17 protein-coding genes are annotated in these 25879 nt (G+C 34.0%); 11 read left to right on the top strand and 6 right to left on the bottom strand.

What is annotated here, in order from left to right:
• Positions 1-21: 21 nt before the first annotated feature.
• Both IRZ99_RS01615 and gyrA read right to left on the bottom strand, forming a co-directional pair.
• Complete coding sequence (locus IRZ99_RS01615; RefSeq protein WP_194655607.1) at positions 22-1293, bottom strand: lipopolysaccharide assembly protein LapB; 1272 nt, start codon at positions 1291-1293, stop codon at positions 22-24.
• 44 nt (positions 1294-1337) lie between these two features.
• Positions 1338-3980: a DNA gyrase subunit A gene (gene gyrA, locus IRZ99_RS01610; protein WP_194655606.1), complete on the bottom strand. Its 2643-nt coding sequence runs from the start codon at positions 3978-3980 to the stop codon at positions 1338-1340.
• Between the two features lie 258 nt (positions 3981-4238).
• On the opposite strand from gyrA, the gene IRZ99_RS01605 reads away from it, so the two are divergent.
• The 3 genes from IRZ99_RS01605 to IRZ99_RS01595 all read left to right on the top strand — a co-directional run bounded on the left by IRZ99_RS01605 (position 4239) and on the right by IRZ99_RS01595 (position 8908).
• Positions 4239-6785, top strand: a complete 2547-nt coding sequence (locus tag IRZ99_RS01605; protein ID WP_072971217.1) for an ATP-dependent Clp protease ATP-binding subunit — start codon at positions 4239-4241, stop codon at positions 6783-6785.
• Positions 6786-6925: 140 nt separating this feature from the next.
• Entirely contained in the window at positions 6926-8299 is a 1374-nt protein-coding gene (gene rimK / locus IRZ99_RS01600) for a 30S ribosomal protein S6--L-glutamate ligase (RefSeq protein WP_072971218.1), read from the top strand.
• A 93-nt stretch (positions 8300-8392) separates the two neighbouring features.
• Positions 8393-8908 (top strand): DUF421 domain-containing protein, encoded by a 516-nt coding sequence (locus IRZ99_RS01595; protein ID WP_194655605.1) that lies wholly within the window; start codon positions 8393-8395, stop codon positions 8906-8908.
• A gap of 139 nt (positions 8909-9047) precedes the next feature.
• Here the strand turns inward: IRZ99_RS01595 and IRZ99_RS01590 are convergent, their stop codons facing one another.
• The 4 genes from IRZ99_RS01590 to hutH form a co-directional block, all read right to left on the bottom strand.
• The gene (locus IRZ99_RS01590) at positions 9048-10394 is read right to left on the bottom strand and encodes an SMI1/KNR4 family protein (protein ID WP_228518989.1); all 1347 of its coding nucleotides are present in this window, start codon (positions 10392-10394) and stop codon (positions 9048-9050) included.
• 199 nt (positions 10395-10593) lie between these two features.
• Positions 10594-11928, bottom strand: coding sequence for an inorganic phosphate transporter (locus IRZ99_RS01585; RefSeq protein ID WP_194655603.1), 1335 nt, complete (start codon positions 11926-11928; stop codon positions 10594-10596).
• Positions 11929-11960: 32 nt separating this feature from the next.
• Positions 11961-12605, bottom strand: a complete 645-nt coding sequence (locus IRZ99_RS01580) for a DUF47 domain-containing protein (protein ID WP_026982186.1) — start codon at positions 12603-12605, stop codon at positions 11961-11963.
• A 48-nt stretch (positions 12606-12653) separates the two neighbouring features.
• Positions 12654-14168 carry a histidine ammonia-lyase gene (gene hutH, locus IRZ99_RS01575; protein ID WP_194655602.1) on the bottom strand — a complete coding sequence of 505 codons (1515 nt, stop codon included), beginning with the start codon at positions 14166-14168 and terminating at the stop codon, positions 12654-12656.
• A gap of 635 nt (positions 14169-14803) precedes the next feature.
• Here hutH and thrA point away from each other — a divergent pair.
• The 8 genes from thrA (at position 14804) to IRZ99_RS01535 (ending at position 25873) form a co-directional block, all read left to right on the top strand.
• Positions 14804-17251: a bifunctional aspartate kinase/homoserine dehydrogenase I gene (gene thrA / locus IRZ99_RS01570; RefSeq protein ID WP_194655601.1), complete on the top strand. Its 2448-nt coding sequence runs from the start codon at positions 14804-14806 to the stop codon at positions 17249-17251.
• A gap of 148 nt (positions 17252-17399) precedes the next feature.
• Entirely contained in the window at positions 17400-18323 is a 924-nt protein-coding gene (locus IRZ99_RS01565; protein WP_194655600.1) for a homoserine kinase, read from the top strand.
• A 275-nt stretch (positions 18324-18598) separates the two neighbouring features.
• Entirely contained in the window at positions 18599-19888 is a 1290-nt protein-coding gene (thrC, locus tag IRZ99_RS01560; RefSeq protein ID WP_194655599.1) for a threonine synthase, read from the top strand.
• A 185-nt stretch (positions 19889-20073) separates the two neighbouring features.
• On the top strand, positions 20074-20613 hold the full coding sequence (locus IRZ99_RS01555; protein ID WP_194655598.1) for a hypothetical protein: 540 nt from the start codon (positions 20074-20076) through the stop codon (positions 20611-20613).
• A gap of 17 nt (positions 20614-20630) precedes the next feature.
• The gene (locus IRZ99_RS01550) at positions 20631-20828 is read left to right on the top strand and encodes a hypothetical protein (RefSeq protein ID WP_194655597.1); all 198 of its coding nucleotides are present in this window, start codon (positions 20631-20633) and stop codon (positions 20826-20828) included.
• 62 nt (positions 20829-20890) lie between these two features.
• Positions 20891-22054: an AAA family ATPase gene (locus IRZ99_RS01545; protein ID WP_194655596.1), complete on the top strand. Its 1164-nt coding sequence runs from the start codon at positions 20891-20893 to the stop codon at positions 22052-22054.
• A 336-nt stretch (positions 22055-22390) separates the two neighbouring features.
• Positions 22391-23332 (top strand): dehydrogenase, encoded by a 942-nt coding sequence (locus IRZ99_RS01540; RefSeq protein WP_194655595.1) that lies wholly within the window; start codon positions 22391-22393, stop codon positions 23330-23332.
• Positions 23333-23353: 21 nt separating this feature from the next.
• Positions 23354-25873 carry an FAD-binding protein gene (locus IRZ99_RS01535; RefSeq protein ID WP_194655594.1) on the top strand — a complete coding sequence of 840 codons (2520 nt, stop codon included), beginning with the start codon at positions 23354-23356 and terminating at the stop codon, positions 25871-25873.
• Positions 25874-25879: the final 6 nt, after the last annotated feature.

Here is a 25879-nt window from a genome sequence, read left to right as displayed (position 1 = left end):
TTTTTATGTTTAAATGAAATATTAGTTCATTGTAGCTTTTAATGCTTTTGCTTCAGCAGTCATCTCCAAAGCTTTATAAACACCTAATAATGTTTTAGATACATCTTCATTTTTAGGATCTAATTCATTTGCTTTTTTAAGGTAAGGAATAACACCTTTAAAAACGCCTTCTCTTTGCTTCTTTAAAACTTCATAACGTTTAGTATCTTTATCCGAAGTTCCCAATTTATTCATTTCATCAATAATTGGTTTTTCAGCTTCTAATTTTAAAGCAGCAAGATTCAAATATGCGTTTGTGTAATTTGGATTAATTTCAATTGCCTTCAAATAATACTTTTCAGCATCCTCTTTGTTATTAGCATTAGCACTGATAACTCCTAAATTAAAAACTAGATCTGCATTGTTTGGATCTTTTTGTAAAGCCTCACCAACTAATTTTTTGTAAGTATCGAAATCTTTAGTTTCAAGATACAAATTAGCCTCTGTAAGAATCAAAGAAGTATCGTCCGGATTTGTTTTTCTTGCATCAGCAACTGCTTTCTTAGCATCTTCGATACGTCCTTTTTGAACTAAAATTAAAGCTAAATTTTTGTAGATCTCACCTCTTTTAGAAGGAATAGCTTCTGTTTTCGGTTTTTCGTGAGTTCCTAATTTCACAGCTAAATCTCTTTCACTAGCAGTATTAAAACCATCATCATTTCCTGATGCTTTATTTACAGCAGTGTAACTAGTACCTTTACCAGAATAATTCAATTTCTTTAATTCTTCATACATTGGTAAAGCCGCATCAAAATCCTGAGCATTTACAGCAGTAGAAGCTGCGTAGTATAAATTGATAGTATCTTTTTTATCTAATAAATAAGCATCATACAATTTTTTTGCACCTTCTGAATTTTTATTCGCCTGAGTGTCTGCAATAGCTGAATTAATCAATAAACCTTTAATTTGTGTTATTGAAGCTGCAGCCTGTGTAGAATATTTTTGTTTTCCAGAAGTTTTTTCAATCTCTATTAATTTTTTATAGCTTTCAGCTGCAAGAGATAAGTTTTTACTTTCTTCTACTTTTTTTGTAGCTAATTCCAAATAAGCATTTCCTTGTACAGAATAGTATTGTGCCTGTTCAACATCTTTAGCATTAACTATTAGATTTTCTGCATCTTTTAGTATCGTAATTGCTCCTTGAGCATCTCCGCTTTTTAATGCTTTTTCAGCACCTTTAATCTGATCTTTTTGAGCAAAAGTAGCTACTGAAATCAATAATGCTGACGCAAGTATTACATATTTACTTTTCATAATATTCAATTTGTGTATTTAATTTTAATTTTAAGTGGTTTTATTTATTCCTCTGACTCTTCTTCTTCAGAATCATCCTCGTCTACTATTTCTTCATCAGAATCGTCATCGTCGTCGTCTTCAGCGGTTCCGTCATCTTCAAGAACTTCTAAGTCTGGCTTAACTCTTTCAATAACTGGCCCTACTACATTTCCTTCTTCATCAACAACAACCTCTTCAACATCATCTTTCATAACTTTTGTTACAGCAGCAATAGAATCTTTACCTTTTAGGTTAATTAATCGAACACCTTGTGTTGCACGACCCATAACACGTAAATCTTCAATAGCCATTCTAATTGTTAATCCGGATTTGTTGATAATCATTAAATCATCAGCATCAGTTACCGCATTAATGGAGATCAGTTTTCCTGTTTTCTCTGTAATATTAAGCGTTTTAACACCTTTACCTCCACGGTTTGTGATTCTGTAAACATCTTCACCATCTTCGTCTACTAATTTGGTACGTTTTCCGTATCCATTTTCAGTAACAACCAAGATTTGTGAATCATTAATATCGTTTTTGTCTACAGTAACCATACCAATTACTTCATCAGTATCATCTTTTAAGGTAATTCCACGAACTCCAGAAGCTGTTCTTCCCATCGGACGTGTTTTGGTTTCCTCAAAACGAACCAATTTACCAGACTTAACTGCTAAGATAATTTGACTTTCCCCATTAGTTAATTGCGCCCCCATTAATTCGTCACCTTCCTTAATAGTAATAGCAGCAACACCATTTACCCTTGGTTTTGAATATTTCTCTAAAGAAGTCTTCTTAACCTGACCTTGTTTGGTAACCATTACAAGGTTATGACTATTGATGTAATCTTTATCTTTTAGATCTTGTGTACAAATGAAAGCTTTAACTTTATCATCACTTTCAATGTTTACTAAGTTTTGGATTGCTCTACCTTTTGCAGTTTTACTTCCTTCCGGAATTTCATACACACGCATCCAGAAACATTTTCCTTTTTGTGTAAAGAACATCATATATTGGTGGTTGGTAGCAACGAACATATGCTCAAGGAAATCCTGATCTCTTGTTCCTGCACTTTTTTGCCCAACTCCACCTCTATTTTGAGTTTTGTATTCTGTCAGGTTAGTACGTTTGATATAACCTGCATGCGAAATTGTAATTACCACATTCTCATCTGCGATTAAATCTTCAATACTTACATCTCCACCAGAATATTCAATTACAGAACGACGCTCATCTCCGTATTTCTCACGAATTTCTTCAAGTTCTTCCTTAATAAGGTTAGTTCTCAAATTAACATCTGCTAATAATGCTTTTAAGTGTTCGATTAATTTCATCAATTCTTCAAACTCAGCTCTTAATTTATCTTGCTCCAGACCAGTTAACTGACGTAAACGCATCTCAACAATTGCACGAGCCTGAATATCAGACAAATTAAATCTTTCGATTAATTTCTCACGAGCTTCTTCTGTATTTTTAGAACCTCTGATGATAGCAATTACTTCATCAATATTATCAGAAGCAATAATCAAACCTTCTAATATGTGCGCTCTTTCTTCTGCTTTACGTAATTCAAACTGCGTTCTACGAACTACAACATCATGACGGTGCTCAATAAAATAGTGAATCATATCTTTTAGATTCAACATTTGTGGGCGGCCTTTTACAAGTGCAATATTATTCACACTGAAAGATGATTGTAATGAGGTAAACTTATATAAGGTATTCAAAACTACGTTTGGCGTAGCATCACGCTTCAGGATGTAAACGATACGCATACCATTTCTGTCCGATTCGTCACGAATGTTTGCAATACCTTCAATTTTTTTATCGTTAACCAAATCAGCCGTACGTTTGATCATTTCGGCTTTGTTAACCTGGTATGGAATTTCAGTAACAATGATACATTCTCTTCCGTCAACTTCTTCAAAACCAACTTTAGCACGCATTACAATACGTCCTCTACCCGTTTTAAAAGCTTCGCGAACACCTTCATAACCATATATTACACCTCCAGTTGGAAAATCCGGAGCTTTAATATGTGTCATTAATTCGTCAATTTCAATATCATTATTATCAAGATACGCTAATGTACCGTTGATTACTTCCGTTAAATTGTGTGGAGGCATATTAGTAGCCATACCAACCGCAATACCAGTCGCTCCGTTCACTAATAAAGTCGGAACTCTTGTTGGCATTACTTTTGGCTCATATAATGTATCGTCAAAGTTCAATTGAAAATCAACTGTTTCTTTTTCGATATCTGCCATAATATCTTCTGAAATTTTGCGCATTCTGGCCTCAGTATAACGCATTGCTGCCGGACTGTCACCATCAACAGAACCAAAGTTACCCTGACCGTCTACTAATAAATATCGCATACTCCATTCCTGAGCCATACGTACCATGGCATCATAAACAGAGGTATCTCCGTGTGGGTGATACTTACCCAGAACCTCTCCTACGATTCTCGCAGATTTTTTGTGGGCAGATCTTGATGTTACTCCTAAGTCATACATTCCGTAAAGAACTCTTCGATGCACTGGTTTCAAGCCATCTCTAACATCAGGAAGTGCTCTAGATACGATTACTGACATCGAATAATCGATGTAAGCTGATTTCATTTCATCTTCTATGTTAATAGGAATTAACTTTTCTCCTTCAGACATAAGTTGTTATATTAAATAATTATATTAGTTTCAAAGCGTGCCAAGATACGTTTTTTTCGAATTTTTTCAGCTATTTACTTACACTTATTTCAATGATTTATTAACAACTTTATTTGCTCTTTTAGTTAATAAATTAAGCGTTTTTTAACGCTTTTATTGTTATTTTTTTTGTCAATTAGCTGACAGTAGTTCTCGAAGGGTACGGTTTTTGTTTTTCAAACTGTAATTCACTAAATTTACAATACCAATAAATATATTATGGATGATAATTTTTCACCAAGAGTAAAAGATGTTATTACATACAGTAAGGAAGAAGCCCTTCGTTTAGGACACGACTTTATTGGTACTGAACATCTAATGCTGGGCATTTTAAGAGATGGTAACGGAAAAGCTATTCATATACTTAATAACCTAGCAGTCGATTTAGACCATTTACGCAGGAAGGTAGAAATACTGAGTCCAGCCAACCAGAGCGTTGAAGTAAATGCTGAAAAGAAAAATCTTCATCTTACCCGACAGGCAGAAAGAGCCCTGAAGACAACCTTTCTTGAAGCAAAAGTATTTCAAAGTTCGTCGATTAGCACGGCACACTTGCTTTTATGCATCTTACGAAACGAAAACGATCCAACAACCAAGCTATTGAATAAGCTAAAAATAGATTATGACATAGCTAAAGAACAATATTTAAACATGACGCCAAACGAAGAAGAATTCTTAGAAAACTTGCCAAGAAACGAATCGTACAATGACGATTCAGGACAAGATGACAGTCTTAAAGAAAGTAGTTTTAACAATCCGGCCAATAAGTCAAACAAAAAATCCAAGACTCCGGTTTTAGATAATTTTGGGAGAGATTTAACAGAAATGGCTGAGGAAGGAAAACTAGATCCGGTAGTAGGACGCGAGAAAGAAATTGAACGTGTTTCTCAAATTTTAAGCCGTAGAAAAAAGAACAATCCGCTTCTAATTGGAGAGCCAGGAGTTGGTAAGTCTGCTATTGCAGAAGGACTAGCTTTGCGTATTATTCAAAAGAAAGTATCTCGTATTCTTTTCCACAAACGTGTGGTTACTCTTGATTTGGCTAGTTTAGTAGCCGGAACAAAATACCGTGGTCAGTTTGAAGAAAGAATGAAAGCCGTTATGAACGAGCTTGAGAAAAACGACGACATTATTCTTTTTATTGATGAGATTCATACTATAGTAGGTGCTGGTGGAGCCACTGGTTCACTTGATGCTTCAAACATGTTCAAACCTGCTTTAGCAAGGGGAGAAATCCAATGTATTGGTGCTACTACTCTTGATGAGTACAGACAATATATTGAAAAAGATGGTGCTTTAGAAAGACGTTTCCAAAAAGTAATTGTAGAACCAACTTCTGTTGAAGAAACTATTGCAATTTTGAATAATGTAAAAGATAAATACGAAGATCACCACAATGTTACTTATACTCAGGAAGCAATTGAAGCCTGCGTTAAATTAACAAACAGATATATGTCTGAGCGTTTTTTACCGGACAAAGCTATTGATGCTCTTGACGAAGCCGGTTCTCGCGTACACATTACTAATATAGATGTTCCTAAACAAATTCTTGATTTGGAACGTCAGCTAGAAGAAGTGCGTGAAAACAAAAATATGGTTGTTAAAAAACAAAAATATGAAGAAGCAGCCAAACTTCGTGATGATGAAAAACGAATTGAAAAAGATTTAGCAGTTGCGCAAGAACAATGGGAAGAAGATTCTAAAAATAACAGAATTGAAGTTACAGAAGATAATGTAGCTGATGTTGTTTCGATGATGACCGGAATTCCTGTTAATAGAATTGCACAAACAGAAAGTAACAAATTAGCCAAATTACCTGAATTGATTCAGAATAAAGTAATTGGTCAAAATGAAGCTGTATTAAAAATTGCACGTTCTATTCAACGTAACAGAGCCGGACTTAAAGATCCTAACAAACCAATTGGTTCGTTCATTTTCTTAGGTCAGACTGGAGTTGGTAAAACGCAGTTAGCAAAAGTTTTAGCAAAAGAATTATTCGATTCCGAAGATGCATTAGTTCGTATCGACATGAGTGAATACATGGAGAAATTTGCGATCTCTCGTTTAGTTGGAGCGCCTCCGGGATACGTAGGATACGAAGAAGGAGGTCAATTGACTGAAAAAGTTCGCAGAAAACCATATTGCGTTGTTCTTTTAGACGAGATCGAAAAAGCGCATCCAGATGTATTCAATATGATGCTTCAGGTTTTAGATGACGGATATTTGACAGATAGTTTAGGTCGCAAAATCGACTTTAAAAACACCATTATCATCATGACTTCTAATGTTGGAGCACGTCAGTTGAAAGATTTTGGACAAGGTGTTGGATTCGGAACTGCTGCAAAAGTGGCTCAGGCTGATGAAAATTCTAAGAGCATTATCGAAAACGCATTGAAAAAAACTTTTGCTCCTGAATTCTTAAACAGAATTGATGACGTAATCGTATTTAATGCCTTAGAAAAAGCTGACATTGATTTGATTATCGAGATCGAGCTTAAAAAACTATATTCTCGTATTGCTGAATTAGGTTATAAACTAAGTCTTACTGATAAAGCAAAAGCGTTTATCGCTGAAAAAGGTTTTGACAGACAATTTGGTGCAAGACCTCTTAAAAGAGCGATTCAGAAATATGTTGAAGATTTATTGGCAGAAGAAATCATCACTTCAAAAATTCATTCAGGAGACGAAATCTTAATGGATTTGAAAGATGACTCTCAGGAACTTTCAGTAGAAATACACAAAGCAGAAGAGCCAACTAATCAATAAATTAGTTTAATTTTATAACAAAAATAATATACCCGTTACGTTTTCATAACATAACGGGTATTTTTTTTGAATAATTTACTATCTTTAGTAAAAGCAAATAGCTATTTTTGAATTTAAATTAAATAACAATAAAACAACGTATGCTTCAAAATAAAGTCATTTTAGGCAGTGAAGAATGGTGCTCATTTCCAGAACTAGGAATCCCGACAATCAAGGCTCGTGTTGATTCTGGTGCCAAAACTTCTGCAATGCACGCCATCAACATAGCTCCTTTTATAAAAAATGATGCCAATTGGGTGAAATTTGATATTAATCCAATTCAGAATAATATTAAAACCATCATCCATTGTGAAGCTCCATTGGTTGACAAAAGAATTGTAAAAAGCTCAAGCGGTTTTAGAGAACATCGCTACGTAATTCAGACCAATCTAAAAATTGGCGATGTAAAATGGCCAATCGAAATGACGTTGACGAATCGTGACTCAATGGGTTTCCGCATGCTTTTAGGACGTGAAGCGATGAGTGGACGTGTACTTGTTGATCCTGAAGAAAAATACCTATTAGGACAACCTACAACCGAAGCACTTAAAGAATTATATCAAAATTCTGAAAAAGCAACTTCTGGTTTACGAATTGGACTTTTAGCAAGTAATCCGGAGTTATACAGCAATAAAAGAATCATGGAAGCCGGTGAAATGCGCGGTCATGAAATGCATTTTTTGAATATCAAAGAATGCTACATGAAACTGGATGCCAAAACTCCTGAGATTCATTACAGAGGCGGAAAAATATTAAATCAATTTGACGCAATTATTCCCAGAATTCGTCCAAGCATTACGTTTTACGGTTGTGCCCTGACACGTCAGTTTGAAGCCTTGAAGGTTTTTGTTTTAAATTCAGCTACAGCCATCACACAGTCACGTGATAAATTATATTCGCTTCAGTTGCTTTTAAACAGTGGAATTGACATCCCGACAACTGGTTTTGCTAATTCTCCTTTGGATACTGACAACTTAATTAAGATGGTTGGAGGTTCGCCTTTAATCGTGAAATTATTGGAAGGAACGCAAGGAAAAGGCGTTGTTTTGGCTGAAACCAAAAAAGCGGCAGAAAGTGTTATCAATGCTTTCAAAAGTTTAAATGCTAATATACTAGTTCAGGAATTCATTAAAGAGGCCAACGGAAAAGATATTCGTTGTTTTGTAATTGACGGAAAAGTAGTTGCTGCTATTCAGCGTGAAGCTATGCCGGGAGAATTTAGAGCTAACATTCATCTTGGCGGAACTGCATCTGTAATTAAAGTAACAGCAGAAGAGAAAAAGATTGCTATAAAAGCTGCAAAAGCAATGGACTTAAAAGTGGCAGGCGTAGATATTATTCGTTCTTCTAAAGGACCTTTATTACTTGAAGTAAACTCTTCGCCAGGACTTGAAGGAATTGAAGGCGCAACCAACAAAGATATTGCCGGAGAAATGATTAAAGCAATCGAAAAAAACTTCAAAATAATTAGTTAGTTCATTCTAACTTAATATTCAATAAATATTTTAGCAACTTTGTCAAAGCTTAAACTTTGACAAAGTTTTTTTTTACCTTTAAAATAAAAAACAATGCTCAACCCCTACTTAGATATCATTTTCAGAAGTCTCGCAGTCTATTTTTTCATGACAATTGCTTTACGAATCTTCGGCAAAAAAGAACTTTCGCAATTAAATACTGCCGATATTATTCTGATTTTATTGATAAGTAATTCTGTTCAAAATGCAATGGTCGGTCCGGACACGAGTCTTTGGGGAGGTTTGGTTGCCGCATTAGCTTTATTTGTGATCAATTTTAACATCAAAAAATTAACACACAAATACAAAGTAGTCAGTGATTTGCTTTTAGACAAACCCGAAATCCTAATTCATAATGGAACTTTGGATTTTAATGCTTTGAGCAAATTAGACATTTCACACGAAGAATTAAAAGAAGCGGCACGTGAGCATGGTTTAGAACATTTGACCGATATAAAGCTCTGTACGCTAGAAATTGACGGTACAATTAGTATTATCTCGAAAGATAAAACTAATTTAAAAGAAACACATTTCAAGCGTAAGCACAATCATAAGAATCTAAGGAAATAAAAAGTAAAAAATTTCAAATTCCAAATTTAAAAAACGTGTAAAACAGTGGAATTTGGAATTTTAAATTATTGGAATTTGTATAAAAAAAAGACTGGTTTTCAATTGAATACCAGTCTTTTTTTTATTTCCAAAACTCATACTATTTTTTACGTTTAACTTTGTTTTGAAAGTGGTTTTCTATGTTAATATCCCTAATCGTTCTGTTAGTTAAACCATAAGCTTTTAATCTGTGATTAAGATTAGCTAAAATATAGTCTTGCTCTTTGGGGAATTTTTCCGCCAGTAATTTGTAATACTTCAAAAGTTTACGATCTTCTACTCCATCCAGAGCTTGCAAAACAGTATGTACAACTCGATTTGATTGATCACTTAAACCTAAAATAAAAGTATCTAAATATTTACTTTTATTTTTCAACAACCCTAGTGAATAATAAGCACTAACTCTTATCTTTTCATTTATATTTGTCGTAAAAGGAACAACAAAATTACCGTAATCGATATTCATTTCCTTTAACAAATAAGTACAAAATCTAAACGTTTCCTCGTCATTGATCTTCTCCGAATGAGCTTCTATAATTTCAAGCCAATCAGAACTCTTACCCTTCGCATACCAAAATACAAATTGAAAAACATCTAATAAATTCTCATTTGCAAAGGCAACTAAATACGGATAAGCACGTTGATAATCAAATTTTGTAAGTATCTGAATTAGCAGTTTTTGATTTTTACCTGCACTCAATTTACATTGTTCCTCCAGGACATTAATCGTTTCAGAGTCCAGATTTCGTTTCTTTAAAAAACTCCTTAGGCATTCTAATTTTGTCTGATTTTCATTGGTTGAAAAATACACCTCCAAGACATAAGCTGATGATCCCCCCAGAGTATACCTAAACAAATCAGAATTTCTTGATTTTAAATTTTCAGGTATAATTTCATCCAACCATCTTTCATACCAGTCCAAAAAATTTGATTCGAAAGCGAAATAAGGCTTTTGCCTGTCAATATCCACATTTACAACTCTTCCTTTAAATTCTCCATTTAAAACAAGTGCGTGATAATAACTACATCCCTGACTTCCGATAGGCAATAATCCCGAAAATATTTTTCCTAGCTCTATATCAAATTCTTCATCAGAAATAGTTTCATTTTCTTCGATGTTTTTGTTTAGATTATTCCAAAAATCATCTGACATATTTGGAGAAATTATGCAATCTTCTTTTAAATACTGTTTTGAATTTTCATAGATAAATTCATCTGTATTTTTTCGAAAAGGATAAATTCCATACGAAGGTCCGGCACCTGAATCTGAATAAGAAATTCCGCCATTACCAATATTCAGCAAAAATGATTTGTAGCATTTAGGAAGTTCCAACTGATATTCATTTTCAAAATTTAAGATATCTTCTTGTCTTACGGTATTCTCTAAAATATATTTATGACTGTCTGCTCCAAATACTTCTAATTTATTATCGGCATTTTTAGCCATTAACAGCTTACTTTTAATCCTTTCTAACTGCTTCAATTCTTCCATTCTTGTTTTACATTCTTTTGTTAAGTAATAAAATGCAATTATTAAATCTACATTATTCTACTCAAATAAAAAAGCCGATTTCAAATTGAAATCGGCTTTTTTTATGTCGATAAAATGCGATCAAAACTTCTCACATTTAATAAAAATCATTTTACTAAGAAATAAATACACTCAATACAAAGTAAACCAATCCTGCTAAAATAGCCGAAATAGGAATAGTCAATATCCAAGCCCAGATCAAACTTACAGTTACTCCCCAACGAACGGCAGATACACGTTTTGTTAATCCAACCCCGATGATAGAACCTGTAATAGTATGCGTTGTACTTACCGGAATTTTTAAATGCTCCGTAAAATACAATGTTAATGCTCCGGCAGTTTCAGCAGCAACCCCTTCAAATGAAGTTACTTTTGTGATTTTAGAACCCATTGTTTTCACAATTTTCCATCCACCACTTAACGTTCCTGCAGCAATAGCAGAATAACATGCTAATGGAATCCAGCCTGGCATTACTCCTTTTATTCCTAAGTCATCATTTGGCAAAACAACGTCTAACCATGATGCCATATGAACTCCCGGATTTGTATTAATATAAACTGCAACAGCTGCTGCAATAATACCCATTACTTTTTGAGAATCATTTCCTCCGTGTCCTAAACTAAAAGCCGCAGAAGATAATAGTTGCATTTTTTTCAAAGCTGCATCAGCCTGATGTAGATTCAAACTACTGAATATCAAACAAAAAGCACTAACCGTTAAGATAATAAAACCAACTAAACACCATTTAATATTATGCGGATCAAAAGCTACACTCCAGAAATGAGATTCAAAACGAGGCTTTTCAATATCAGCATAAGGAACCATTAGGCTACTAACAACCCAAACTGTTGCAATCATTAAAGCAACCGTGAATATTTTAGGTCCTATGATTTTACGAGAAGCATTTAACAACCAAATCGATATTAAATAAGAAGCCAATGCTCCCAATAATGGCGCTAAAACAATAAACGCAATGATAATAAGAACTCCCGAAGGCATTCCACCATCTTTTCCTGCCTTGTACCAGCTTACAATTTCGTACCAATAATGAGTAGTTCCATCTTCTCCGGCATAACCTGAGAAACCGTGTACAGCGATTGCATGTGCTACAGCTGCCCCAGCGAAACCACCAATTAAAGTATGTGATGAACTTGAAGGAATTCCTAACCACCAAGTCAATAAATTCCAACAAATAGCTGCAATAACACCGGCAAGGATAACAACAAGGTTAATTTCCATAGTGTGCGCTGTTTTTGCAACAGTATCTGCAACACCAAATCCAAAAACCCAATAAGCCAGAAAGTTAAAAAATGCTGCCCAAAGTACGGCCTGAAAAGGCGTCAAAACCTTTGTAGCAACAACAGTCGCTATAGCATTCGCTGCATCATGAAAACCGTTGATGTAATCAAAAATTAAAGCTAATACTATAATAATTATAAGTAGCGTCATAAAATTATAACTTCAGAATGAAATAAATTGAATTAAGAATGTTTTACAGAAATTGATTCCAGTATGTTCGCAACACTCTTACATTTGTCTGTTGCTGATTCTAAAACAGATAACACCTCTTTATATTTAATGATATTTTTAGCGTCTGTTTCGTTTTCAAAAATTTCAAAAACTGCTTTGTTATATACATTATCAGACTTGTTTTCTAGTTTGTTAATTCTAGCACAAGCATCTTTAATAATGTTCATATTTTTTAAGTTGCTCAACTCTTTTACAGCACTATCAATGTTTTGACAAGCTTCAAGGTTAATTTCTGTCATCTTTCTGATAGATTTTGTAATCTTATCAACCTGATACAATCTCATTCTGCTTGCTGCACCGTGAAGATAATCAGCAACGTTATCAATAGAAGTAATTAAAGTGTGAATATCCTCTCTATCAAATGGCGTAATGAAGTTTCTGCTCAATTCAAGATTGGTTTGACGTGTAATGTCTTCTCCTCTTTGCTCTAACTCATCAATTTTTTGAAAAAGAACTTCTCTTTCTTTTAATGGAAGGTTTACAGCTTCGTGTAAATTAGAAGCTAATTCAATTAAATTGCTTGAAGCTTCTTCAAAAAGTGGAAAGAATTTTTTGTCTTTCGGCACTAAAAATTGGAAAATACTGTTTATTGACATTTTTATATTTTTGATAGTGCAAAATTACTTCATTAATATTCTGTTATGTTAAGCCAGTGTTAACAAATCGTTTTCAATTTGAAAACTATCCAGGAACGCAACTGTCTTCTCAATATCGTAATGTAAGATTCTGTCTTCCTTAACCAAAGGCACAACTTCTCTATAACTGCTTAAGAACATTTCGATAAAATCACTTGATTTTAAAGGCTCTCTGTACGCAATTGCCTGTGAAGCATTCATTAATTCGATCGCTAAAATACGCTCCAAATTATCCATAACACGCAACGCTTTTGTTGCTCCGTTTGCTCCCATACTAACATGATCTTCCTGACCATTACTCGAAACAATACTATCAATACTTGATGGAGTTGCCAATTGTTTGTTCTGACTTGCAATACTTGCAGCCGTATATTGCGGAATCATAAAGCCTGAATTCAGTCCCGGATTATCCACCAAAAATGCCGGAAGATTTCTTAAACCTGAAATCAATTGGTACGTTCTTCTTTCAGAAATACTTCCTAGTTCTGCCAAAGCAATCGCCATAAAATCTAAGGCTAAAGCCAAAGGTTGTCCGTGGAAATTTCCTCCAGAGACGATCTGATCAGATTCAATAAATATGTTTGGATTATCCGTAACCGAGTTAATTTCAGTTTTGAATACTTTTCGAACATAATCTATCGCATCTTTTGAAGCACCATGAACCTGGGGCATACAACGGAAAGAATACGGATCCTGAACGTGTTTTTTCTCTTGTTCTATTATTTCGCTTCCTTCTAAAAACTCATTAATACGCTGCGCCGTTACAATCTGACCTTTGTGAGGACGAATAAAATGAATCAATTCGTTAAAAGGCTCGCTTCTTCCATCAAAACCTTCCAAAGAAATAGTTCCGATTAAATCTGCCAAATACGAATATTTATATGCTTTTAATAAAATATGAGCTCCGTAAGCACTCATAAATTGAGTTCCGTTTAACAAAGCCAAACCTTCTTTTGACTGTAAAACGATAGGTTCCCAGTTAAAATGTTTTAAAACTTCGGCGGAAGCCACTTTCTTTCCTTCAAACAAAACTTCGCCTTCTCCTAATAAAGGCAAAGATAAATGTGCTAATGGTGCTAAATCTCCAGAAGCTCCAAGTGAACCTTGCGTATATATAATAGGAAGGATGTCATTATTATAGAAATCAACCAAACGACTTACGGTTTGCAATTGGATTCCTGAGTGTCCATAACTTAAAGATTGAATCTTTAGCAGTAACATTATTTTTACAATCTCAGCAGGAACTTCTTCTCCAGTTCCACAAGCGTGAGACTTAACAAGGTTCTCCTGAAGTTTTGATAAATTCTCATTTGAGATTTTCACATTACAAAGTGACCCAAAACCAGTATTGATACCATAAATAGGTTCAGAGTGTGAAGCCATTTTTTTATCTAAATAATCACGGCACTTCTGAACATTTACTTTTGCTTCTTCAGATAGTTCAAGCATTTTCTGATTTACAATAATTTCTTGTAAATCTTCTAAACCTAATATTTCAGTACTTATATAATGGACTTCTCTCATGTCATTTTTAATTTAAGGCATCAAAATTCAACAAATCAATATTAAAAAGCAACATTTGTTCATAATAATTAAAAAATCAATAAAACAAATTATACGTATTTAGCTATTTCACAATACTAATCATACAAAATCAGCACTTAAATTTTCTTTACCAAAATCAATACTCAAAATTTATTCTAAAAATCCAATTTCCTACTTGTTTTATAGACTAATGACGGTTTCTACCGAATATTTCGATTAGAAATCAGCTTTTTAAGCTCGTGCCCTTGCCAGAAACACGGGTTTAAATATACGAATCCATCAATTTATGATGTTCAATCTTAGCAAAAGCTCAATATTAAATCAATGAGATTTGAATTATTAAAATATTCGCAAAAAGAAAATAAAGGTTTTTCGCTTTTATAAAAATCTGTACTTTTGAAACATCAAAATGAAAAGTAACAGCGCAAAATATCAATCTACAATGACAACTCAAACTGGAGTTGCAATTGCTGCTACAACAATTTCTACAACAACTACTACCCCTTAGGGGTATACATTTTACATATAATCCTGGTTATCTATACTTTTTTCTTGAAAGAAGAGAGTCATTGGATACATAAAAATATTTGCATAAAAAGAAAAAAATCATCAAAATGAAAGTATTAAAATTTGGCGGAACTTCGGTTGCCAATGCTCAAAATATAAAACTCGTTCTCGAAATTATAAATCAAAAATCTAAACAAGATCAATTAGTTGTCGTTGTTTCTGCTTTAAGCAAAGTGACCGATTTATTGCAATTGGCAGCAGCAAAAGCGGCGGCAAACGATGAAAGTTTCAGAGAAATTGTTGCCGAAATCGAGAAAAAACACCTTGACACTTTAAAAGAACTTATTCCGGTAAGCGAACAAAGCAGCTTGTTAAGCCACGTAAAAAGAATCATCAATCACTTAGAAACCCTACTTGATGGATGTTTCTTATTAGGCGAATTATCTCCTAGAACGGCTGACACGATTTTAAGTTTTGGAGAATTGCTTTCTTCTTATATCATTGCGCAGGCTTATCAGCAAATTGATAAAAATGTAGTTTATAAAGACAGCCGCGAAATCATCAAAACAAATGCTGATTTCGGAAAAGCGGTCGTAAATTTTGAGATTTCAAATCAATTGATTCAGGATTATTTTGCTGAAAACAAAGCGCAAATCAATATTTTACCTGGATTTATCGCTTTGACTCTTGACGGAATTACAACTACTTTAGGGCGTGGCGGATCAGATTATACTGCTGCGATTATTGCGGGAGCACTTGAAGCATCACAGTTAGAAATCTGGACAGATGTAAACGGAATGTTTACTGCCAACCCAAAAATTGTAAAACAGGCGCAGCCAATTGCCAACATTTCGTATCAGGAAGCGATGGAATTATCGCATTTTGGTGCTAAAGTGTTGTATCCGCCGACAATTCAACCGGTTTTAAGAAAAAATATTCCAATTTTAATCAAAAATACTTTTGAACCTGAAGCTGTAGGAACTTTGATTTCCGATACTGTTTCGTCTAAAGATTCGGTTGTAAAAGGAATCAGTCATATTGATAATATTTCGCTTGTAACATTGGAAGGTCCGGGAATGATTGGAGTTGCAGGTTCATCAAGACGTTTGTTCGAAGTATTGTCTCAGGAAAAAATCAATGTAATTTTCATCACTCAGGCTTCTTCTGAGCACTCTATTTGTATCGGAATTTTAAATTCGGATGCAGAAAGTGCTGAAAATGCAATTAACAGAGCTTTTGAAGTTGAAATTCTTCAAAACAAAATTGATCCTGCCATTGTAGAAAAAGACCTTTGCATTATTGCTTTGGTTGGAGAAAACATGAAAAACCATCAAGGTTTGAGCGGAAGAATGTTCAGTACTTTAGGAAAAAATAACGTAAATATCCGTGCGATTGCGCAAGGGGCATCTGAGCGTAATATTTCGACTGTAATTAACGAAAGAGACGTTAAAAAAGCATTGAACACTTTACACGAAAACTTCTTTGAAGAAAACACCAAACAGCTGAATTTGTTTGTAATGGGTATTGGAAATGTTGGTGAAAAATTCATCGAGCAAATTCACAATCAAAGGAAATTCTTAAAAGATAATTTAAAGATCAATGTTCGCGTTATCGCTTTGTCAAACTCAAGAAAAATGCTTTTTGATGAAGACGGAATTTCACTAAAAGACTGGAAATCGACTTTAGACAAAGGCGAACATGCGATTCCGACAGAATTTATTGCACGTGCCAAAGAACTGAATTTACGTAATAGCATTTTTGTTGATATTACAGCAAATGCAAGCGTTTCTGAAATGTATGAGAAGTTCTTAAAAGAAAGTATTGCCGTTGTAACCTGCAACAAAATTGCCTGTTCATCAGCGTACGACAATTATAAAAAACTAAAAAGCTTATCACGTCAATATAACGCTCCGTTTTTATTTGAAACTAATGTGGGTGCGGGATTACCAATTATTGACACAGTAAAAAACTTAATTGCTTCAGGCGATAAAGTGCACAAAATTCAGGCAGTTTTATCTGGAAGTTTAAACTTCATTTTCAACAATTTTGACAAGAATAATTCTTTCCATGATGTGGTTAAAGAAGCCGGAGTTCAAGGTTTTACAGAACCAGATCCGAAAATTGACTTAAGCGGTGTTGATGTTGCTCGTAAAATCCTGATTCTTATTCGTGAAAGTGGTTACGAAATGGATATTGACGCCATCGCAAACGAATCGTTTTTACCAGCAGAATGTTTGGACACAACAAACAACGAAGCCTTTTTTGCATCGTTAATCAAACACGCTCCTCATTTTGAGAAAATCTATGAAGAAGCATTAACAAAAGATTCAAGATTGAAATACGTAGCGCAATTCGAAAACGGAAAAGCAAGCGTTGGTCTGCAATTCATTCCAAAAGAGCATCCTTTCTATAATTTAGAAGGAAAAGACAATATCGTATTGTTCTACACAGATCGTTACGTAGATCAGCCGTTATTGATCAAAGGCGCCGGTGCCGGAGCTGCGGTTACAGCATCAGGAATTTTTGCTGACGTTATCAGAATAGGAAATAATTAAAAAAAGGGACAAAGGCACAGAGGTGCAAAGGTTCAAAGGTTTTTACTTTGTCACTTTGCCTCCTTGAACCTTTAAACCTAAATATAAAAATATCTAGAGGCAAAACCTTTGTTCCTTTGAACCTTTGCCACTTTGAACCTTATAACAAATGACACAAATTAAACTCTTTTGCCCGGCAACTATCGCGAATCTTTCGTGCGGATTTGACGTACTTGGACTTTGCTTAGACAATGCAGGCGATGAAATGATTGTTCGAAAAGTCGATCAAAAAGGCGTTCGTATTACTAAAATTGTCGGTGCCGATTTGCCATTGGAAACCGAGAAAAACGTTTCAGGTGTTGCGGCTTTGGCGATGCTGGAAACTTTAGACGAATTAGATTTTGGTTTTGAAATCGAAATTTACAAAAACATCAAAGCCGGAAGCGGGATTGGAAGCAGTGCTGCCAGTTCTGCCGGAGCGGTTTTCGGAATCAATGAATTATTAGGAAGACCGTATTCCCGTAAAGATTTAGTGCAATTTGCCATGCAGGGCGAAAAATTAGCCAGCGGAAACGCGCATGCAGACAACGTTGCTCCTGCCCTTTTAGGCGGATTTACATTGGTAAGAAGTTATGCGCCGCTTGATATTATCCGAATTGATAGTCCGGAAGAATTGTATGCTACGGTGGTTCATCCTCAAATTGAATTGAAAACTTCAGATGCACGTTCGGTATTGAAACAAAACGTTTCCCTAAAAAGTGCGATTATGCAATGGGGAAATGTGGGCGGATTAATTGCCGGTTTATACACCAAAGATTATGATTTGATTGGAAGATCGCTTCATGACGAAATCGTTGAACCATTAAGAAGCGTTTTGATTCCGGGATTTGATTTGATCAAACAAACAGCTTTAGAAAACGGTGCCTTAGGTTCTGGAATTTCAGGTTCCGGCCCGTCGATTTTTGCTCTAAGCAGAGGAAAAAACACCGCCGACCAAATCGCCAAAGCCATGAGCGAAGTTTATGAGAAAATGAATTTGCCTTATGAAATTCACGTTTCGAAAATAAATCCGGATGGGGTTAGGATTTTGTGAAACGTTTTAAATAAAAAGAATTAAGACACAGTTTGTCATTCCGAGGAACGAGGAATCCCCGCGAGAAACTCGACAAAGATTGGCGATTTAGCCTGCGGAGCTACTTGCGGAGATTTCTCCTCCGTCGAAATGACAAAACAGAAGCTTAAATAATATAATTATTGGATTTTGGAATTTAAAAAATTGGAATTTGATTGTAAAGAAAGTCTATTTTCTATACTCTATATTCTATTCTCTTTTTTCTAAATCTAAAATCTAAAATCTAAAATTAAACCATGAAATACTATAGTTTAAACCATAATGCACCAGAAGTTTCATTCAAAGAAGCTGTAATACAAGGATTAGCGAGTGATAAAGGATTGTATTTTCCGCAAATCATCACGCCTTTAAATCCTGCGTTTTTTAATGTAATCGAGAATTTAAGCCATAACGATATTGCTTTTGATGTGATTCAGCAATTTGTGGGCGATGATATTCCGGAGGACAATTTAAGAGAAATTATTAAAGACACTTTATCTTTTGATTTTCCGGTTGTGGAAGTTGAAAACGGGATTTATTCGTTAGAATTATGGCACGGGCCAACAATGGCTTTTAAAGATGTTGGAGCGCGATTTATGTCACGTTGTCTGGCGTATTTTAATAAAGATAAAAAAGACAGTAAAAATACCGTTTTGGTAGCGACTTCCGGAGATACGGGCGGTGCGGTTGCGAGCGGATTTCTTGGCGTTGACGGCGTTGATGTTGTGATTTTATATCCGTCAGGAAAAGTGAGCGATATTCAGGAAAAACAATTGACGACATTAGGACAAAACATTAAAGCTCTTGAAGTAGATGGTGTTTTTGATGATTGTCAGGATATGGTTAAAAAAGCGTTTTTAGATGAAACTCTGGCGCATAAAAACCTGACTTCGGCAAATTCTATTAATATTGCGCGCTGGCTGCCACAAATGTTCTATTTTTTCTTTGCTTACAAGGCTTTGAAAAGCCAAAACAAACCATTAGTTTTCTCTTGCCCAAGCGGGAATTTCGGAAATATCTGCGCCGGAATTATGGCAAAAAAACTAGGTTTGCCAATTGAGCATTTTGTAGCGTCTACCAATGTAAACGATACGGTACCAAGATTCTTAGAAAGCGGAAAATACGATCCGAAACCTTCTAAAGCAACAATTTCGAACGCTATGGACGTTGGAAACCCAAGTAACTTTATTAGAATTCAGGAATTGTACAACAACGATTTAAAAGCTTTCGAAAAAGATTTCTCATCGTATAGTTATACCGATGAAGAAACACTTACAGCCCTAAAACAAATTTACAATACCGACGGTTACATCGCAGAACCACACGGTGCTGTGGGTTATTTAGGTTTGAAAAAAGAATTGCAAAAACACGATAACGCAATTGGTGTTTTCTTAGAAACCGCGCATCCTATTAAATTCTTAGATGTTGTTGAACCTGCTTTAGGCATTAAACTTCCGATTCCAGAACAAATTGAAAGTGTTATGAATGAAGATAAAGTGAGTGTGAAGATTAAGACTTATGAGGAATTGAAGGCGTTTTTGGGGTAATAATTTATCTCTATACAAATATATAAGCCACGAATTTAATTATGAATTCGTGGCTTTTTAAATTAATTATTGAATTAGCTTTTTGTAAGTAAAATTGGTATGTTTGGAAAATATTAAAAAAAAACGATACTTAAAAAAAATCTTTAAAAACTAATATATTATAAGATTGCAAACTAAAAAATAATATGATAAAAATAAATTTAGATGATACATATGATCCAAAGTATGTTAGTGAAGATTTTAAATATTTCATTTTTGAAAGTGAACTTTGTGACGATACACTAATTGAATTGCACGTTTCTATAGTTCATCATCCTGATCCGTATTTACAAAATGTTTATAATTTAGGATTTGGACCACCTAATGAAGATGGAACTATAAATGATAAATTTAAAGTTAAGCACAAAAATATTAATAAATTATTCTCATCAATTTTACTATATGGAATTTTATTTTTGAATCAAAATAAAGAAAATTCCATTGGCATAGATGGTTCCGACGATTTAAGAGCATATCTTTATCACAGAATGTTTAGATATAATATATCGAACTTGGATAATTTATCTATTGTAGGAGTTGATTGGTATGTCAAATTATTAAGAAATAAAATCGATATCGAAAGAGATGAAAATGGATACCCATTTTTCAAACCTAGACCAGAAGTATTTGATACAGAAAGGAATCCACAAGATTTATATAGATATTATATATATAAATTAAATTAAATTAATATATTTGCATTATGAAAATCGATATAAATAGTAAAATTGAACTATTCAAAGCTATTTCTGAAAAAAATAGCCAATATAAACCGCTAGTTAAATTAACAACGGGGTCATCTGACACACAAGATAATTTATCTAAAGCTATTCGAAATAAAAAAGATGCTGAAAATTTTATTTCAGATTTGAAATCAGCCTTTAATAAAACAAAAACTTAATAAAAAGCCTTCAAAATGAAGGCTTTTTTTTATATTTTTACTCTAGAAAAATATAAAAAATAATGGACAAATCTACCAAGCTATTACTATTAAATCAAGTTTTTTCACCGATAATGCCCATACAAGAAAAAGATTTTTTCTTTGGACGAATAACTCAATTGCAAAAAGTTGCTGAAGCAATAAATGAAAGAGGTCAACATGCAATACTTTATGGAGAGCGTGGTGTAGGAAAAACGTCATTAGCTAATATTATGTTCTCCTCATATACTAACCTGTATCCAGTTAAGATAACATGTGATAGACAAGATAATTTTAAAACTTTATGGGAAAGAGCTTTTGAAAGTATACAGTTTTCAAAAACAACGGCTGGTATAGGTTTCAAATCAGACAAAATTACTGAAATAGTTGATATGGGAAATCAAATCAGTAATATTGTCAATCTTCGAGCTAGTCATGTGGTTAATTTACTAAATTTATTCGGTAATGATTTCAAGATGTTATTTATTTTCGATGAATTTGACAATATAATAAACGAAAAAACTAGATCAAGTTTTGCAGATTTAATTAAATCTTTATCTGACAACAACACAAATTCTACAGTTGTTTTAGTAGGTATTGCCGACAATATAGAATCTTTAATTGGAAACCACCAATCATTAGAAAGATGTCTAAAGCAAGTGAAAATGCCTACCATGAAGAAAGAGGAATGTGAAGAAATCATTAACAATGGGCTAAAAATATTAGGGTTAAAAATAGATAAAACTGTTAGAAATAAAATTGTAGAATTTTCGTCTGGTTTTCCTCATTATGTCCATCTGATTTGTAAATATGGATCTAAAGAATTAATAGAAAATGAAAAGACAAATTTTTCCGAGCCTTATTTAACGATTGCAATAAATAAAGGTATTGAAAACACATCTGAGCAACTACGAATTTCATTTAGAAAGGCTATTTTAGCTTCAAATAGTAGCAATAAATGGAAACATCTTCTATACTCTTGTGCTAATTGTGAAATTGATGAATTTAATTCATTTACAATTACTGATGTTGTTAAAAATTATAATTTATTAACTAAATCAAATTCAAAAAATTATAATTTAAATCAATTAACAACCGAAAGTAGAGGAGAAATATTATTCAAACTTGGTAAAGGAATGAGTACAAGATATGCCTTTAAAAACCCTATGATGAGAGCATTTGTAAAGTTAAAAATGAATTCTCAATAATCCCCCACTGGACTGAAAGTCATACTCATAAGTAAAAAACAAATAGCAGATTTACATTTTTTTTCAATTTGTAAATCTGTATTTTGTTTTATAAAAAAACTTTCTATACGAATCAAAATAAAAAATAATTAACATTTAAATTAATTCCTACATTTACCCAACCAAAAACCAAATTATTTCCCCCGCCAGCGCGAGCGTCCCGCTCGTGAACGCAAAGATTGGATCGGGCACGAGCGAGAAGCTCGCGCTAGCGAACTAATAGTTCTATTTTTTTCTAATTGCGAAATTAGTTTTTTGTAAGCATAATCACTATGTTTGATTTACCAAAAACCAACTATGAAAAGAAGGGACTTCGTTAAAACAACATTACTTTTTGTCACATCGGTACAATTGTTTCCTAACAAATTGCTTGAATCGACTTCAATTCTTAGAAGTAATTTCAAATACATTTATACGAATTCAAAACTTAAAAATCAGTTCTTTTTGTTTTTGAAAAATGTGTTTAATTTATACCCAGAGGCCGAATTCCATAAATTAATTTATGACAACACGATTTCAAAAAGTACTGATAAAGAGATTTATACGGCAACACAATCGCAGTTAGACGACATTACTCCTATGTTATCAAGCGTTCGTTATCAGCTTCCGGCTTTAATGCATCAAAAAAATGAGATGTCGGCAGAAACGGTTGCTTTGTTGGGAGAAGGTACTTCTTATAATGGTTATTTAGAAATTGGTTCTTCGGGCCGTTATCTGGATTATCTGGAAGAAAGTATTTCCATCAAAGGAAAAAGATATTATGCAGATGGCCGAAAACCAAAATATTCTTTTACCGAAATGGTCGAGCGCGGGCAAATTGCTGTTGGAGCAGAATATATTCCCTTTACCAATTACGAAACCAAATTTGGAGATCATGTTCCGCACAATAGTGTTGATTTGGTCACTGTTTATATCGGTTTTCATCATTGTCCTTTAGAGTTGCGAACGCAATATATTTCTTCCATCAGAGATACGATGCGAGTGGGTGGAAAATTGATTTTAAGAGATCATAATTGCGATACCGAAGATCAAAAAGTATTAGTGGCTTTGGCGCACGATGTCTTTAATTTGGGCGTAAACGAAACCTGGGAATACAATGCCAAAGAAGTTCGGAACTTTTATTCTTTAGACTTTATTTGTGCTTTTGTTGAAAACATCGGATTTAAATTCAACAAAAAAACGTTGTATCAAAAAGGCGATCCTACCAAAAATGCTTTAATGGTTTTTACCAAAATCTAATCTCTTTTCTCTGCCTGTTTTATGAAAAAAATTTACCGTTTTATTCTATTGCTATTCGCCTGGTTACTCAAAATTTTACAATTCATTTACGCCGGAATCAAAAAAGCGATTCGGTTTGCCAATAGAAAAAAGCGCAGGGCAATTCCGTTTTACGGTTTCCTTTTATTCGTTTTATACATTTTCTTATTAATACAATTCTCCGGAGATTCAAAATTCGATAAAACGATTGATAATAAAACACTGAATGATATTACGCAAATCAACCCGATTCAGGTCAATCAAATTATCAAACCCAAAACGGTAAACGAGATTGTTTACGCCATAAAAAATACAACCGGTCCCATTTCGATTGGAGGAGGAAAATACAGTATGGGCGGACAAACGGCTTTCGAAAACAGCTTGCATATTGATATGCGATCTTTCAATAAAATCGTCCGTATTGATACCACTAAAAAGCAGATTACGGTACAAGTAGGAATTCGTTGGAAAGATATTCAAACAGTAATTGATCCTTTGAATTTGTCTATCAAAATCATGCAGACGTATTCTAATTTTACTGTTGGCGGTGCGATTTCGGTAAATTGCCACGGAAGATATGTGGGTTATGGTCCGATTATTTCATCGGTTTTAGAATTGAAAATAATTACAGCAAATGGTGCTATTATCATTGCAAACCGAAAAGTAAATCAGGATGTTTTTTATGCCACAATTGGCGGTTATGGCGGAATTGGCGTTATTGCCGAAGCAACTTTGCAATTGGTTGATAACGAAAAAGTAGAAAGATTTCATCAGGTCATGCCTATTGAAGATTACAAAGCTTATTTTGATAAAAACATTAGAAATAATGACAAAGTCGTTTTTCAGAATGGGAATTTATATCCGCCGAAATACGACAAAATAATGAGTATTTCATGGGAGAAAACAACCAGACCCTTAACTGATACTGATCGATTAATAGATGAAACTCAAAATTATTGGCTGGAATCGAACTTATCAGGAGTGGTTTCCTGGGGAAATTCAGGAAAATGGATTCGCGAATACACGATTGATCCTTTATATTTTATTCCTAAAACGGTTCGATGGCGCAATAAAGAAGCGAGCTATGATGTGAAGGAATTAGAACCTTCTTCCCGCGAAAAGTCAACCTATGTATTGCAGGAATACTTTATTCCGGTGGAGAATATAAAATCATTTATTCCGAAAATGAGTGCCATTTTTCAAAATAACAAAGTGAATGTGATCAATGTTTCGCTGAGACATGCTTTGCCGGATCATGAAAGTTATCTTTCGTGGGCCAACAGAGAGGTTTTTGCTTTTGTGATTTATTACAAACAAGGAACCAATCCCGAAGCAAAAGACCATGTCAAGAAATGGACACTTGAAATGACAGATGCAATTTTAAGCGAAAACGGAACCTGGTACCTTCCCTATCAGCCTCACGCGACTGTGGAACAATTTCAGAAAGGATATCCAAATAGCGCTAAATATTTCGCCTTAAAAAACAAATTAGATCCGGAACAGCGCTTTACAAACAAGTTATTGGATAAATATAATCCGTATACAACAGACAATTTAGCGCATCAAAAAAAGAAAATAAAAGAATACTTCAGAGCAGAAGAACAAACGGTTCTAACGGTTCCTGAATGGTATTTGGTTTACAATCCAAAAGAATATGCAGATTATTTAAAAAGTGGTAAAAATCCGTCTGATTTTCCTTTTTACAAATCGATTGATGAATATTGGAAATTGTACGATCGTTCTATAAAACTGACTTCAAAAGCTTATCCTGAAAACGCCGAATATAAAACGATGCTCCAAGTCATTGGCGTAAGCATGACGATGGAATATGGCCTGAAAATCCTTTATGAAAATACAACAGGACGATTCTTTTCTTTGTTTGCAGAAGACAAAATATCCAAACAAGAAGAAATTATAATTGATGCTCAAAAAGCTTACAGCGACTTTGTTTACCAAACGGCCTGGTATGAATTTGAATTTCTTCCGTGGGTTAAAAAAGTATGGTCAGCTTCTGATAATTCGGATTGCAGTACATTACGAAAATGGGAAAGAACGATGTTGTTTACAGTCGAATTTTCATTTAAGGCATTTTATTCCAAACTTATTGAATGGGGCGCGAAATCCAGCTACGAAACGCCATCTAATCTGATTTATTTAATTGTTTCTAATAGTGACACTATCAAAGAAAGCAAAGACTTAAAAATCTTCAAAAAAGGAAATGGCGACAAAATGATTATTGCAGTTACAAGATGGGCAATTTTTACGACTGAAATGAAAAAATTGGCTAATCAGGATGTCAAAATTTATGAGATTTCAGGAAATGATGAAATTGCTGTTTCGACCATTATGAATAAATCACAAGATCTAAATTTGGATGGTATAAAGTTATTGTACCAGTCCAGCATTGTTACGGATGATGGTTTGAAAAGGAATGTCTACTTTATGCCGGTTGAGCAATTATTGCCATTTATTAAGAAGGCTGAGAGTGAAAATATTACTGTTGAACATGTTTATGATTATTAAATTATT

Source organism: Flavobacterium sp. LC2016-12, from assembly GCF_015351595.1.
Classification (GTDB): Bacteria; Bacteroidota; Bacteroidia; order Flavobacteriales; family Flavobacteriaceae; genus Flavobacterium.
Note: the sequence above shows the minus strand (reverse complement) of the source record. Positions and strands in the feature narration are given on the sequence as shown.

Bases quoted from the DNA above. Each gene is read 5' to 3' on its own strand.
- IRZ99_RS01615 (WP_194655607.1), bottom strand. From the start codon at position 1,293: ATGAAAAGTAAATATGTAATACTTGCGTCAGCATTATTGATTTCAGTA.
- gyrA (WP_194655606.1), bottom strand. From the start codon at position 3,980: ATGTCTGAAGGAGAAAAGTTAATTCCTATTAACATAGAAGATGAAATG.
- IRZ99_RS01605 (WP_072971217.1), top strand. From the start codon at position 4,239: ATGGATGATAATTTTTCACCAAGAGTAAAAGATGTTATTACATACAGT.
- rimK (WP_072971218.1), top strand. From the start codon at position 6,926: ATGCTTCAAAATAAAGTCATTTTAGGCAGTGAAGAATGGTGCTCATTT.
- IRZ99_RS01595 (WP_194655605.1), top strand. From the start codon at position 8,393: ATGCTCAACCCCTACTTAGATATCATTTTCAGAAGTCTCGCAGTCTAT.
- IRZ99_RS01590 (WP_228518989.1), bottom strand. From the start codon at position 10,394: ATGGCTAAAAATGCCGATAATAAATTAGAAGTATTTGGAGCAGACAGT.
- IRZ99_RS01585 (WP_194655603.1), bottom strand. From the start codon at position 11,928: ATGACGCTACTTATAATTATTATAGTATTAGCTTTAATTTTTGATTAC.
- IRZ99_RS01580 (WP_026982186.1), bottom strand. From the start codon at position 12,605: ATGTCAATAAACAGTATTTTCCAATTTTTAGTGCCGAAAGACAAAAAA.
- hutH (WP_194655602.1), bottom strand. From the start codon at position 14,168: ATGAGAGAAGTCCATTATATAAGTACTGAAATATTAGGTTTAGAAGAT.
- thrA (WP_194655601.1), top strand. From the start codon at position 14,804: ATGAAAGTATTAAAATTTGGCGGAACTTCGGTTGCCAATGCTCAAAAT.
- IRZ99_RS01565 (WP_194655600.1), top strand. From the start codon at position 17,400: ATGACACAAATTAAACTCTTTTGCCCGGCAACTATCGCGAATCTTTCG.
- thrC (WP_194655599.1), top strand. From the start codon at position 18,599: ATGAAATACTATAGTTTAAACCATAATGCACCAGAAGTTTCATTCAAA.
- IRZ99_RS01555 (WP_194655598.1), top strand. From the start codon at position 20,074: ATGATAAAAATAAATTTAGATGATACATATGATCCAAAGTATGTTAGT.
- IRZ99_RS01550 (WP_194655597.1), top strand. From the start codon at position 20,631: ATGAAAATCGATATAAATAGTAAAATTGAACTATTCAAAGCTATTTCT.
- IRZ99_RS01545 (WP_194655596.1), top strand. From the start codon at position 20,891: ATGGACAAATCTACCAAGCTATTACTATTAAATCAAGTTTTTTCACCG.
- IRZ99_RS01540 (WP_194655595.1), top strand. From the start codon at position 22,391: ATGAAAAGAAGGGACTTCGTTAAAACAACATTACTTTTTGTCACATCG.
- IRZ99_RS01535 (WP_194655594.1), top strand. From the start codon at position 23,354: ATGAAAAAAATTTACCGTTTTATTCTATTGCTATTCGCCTGGTTACTC.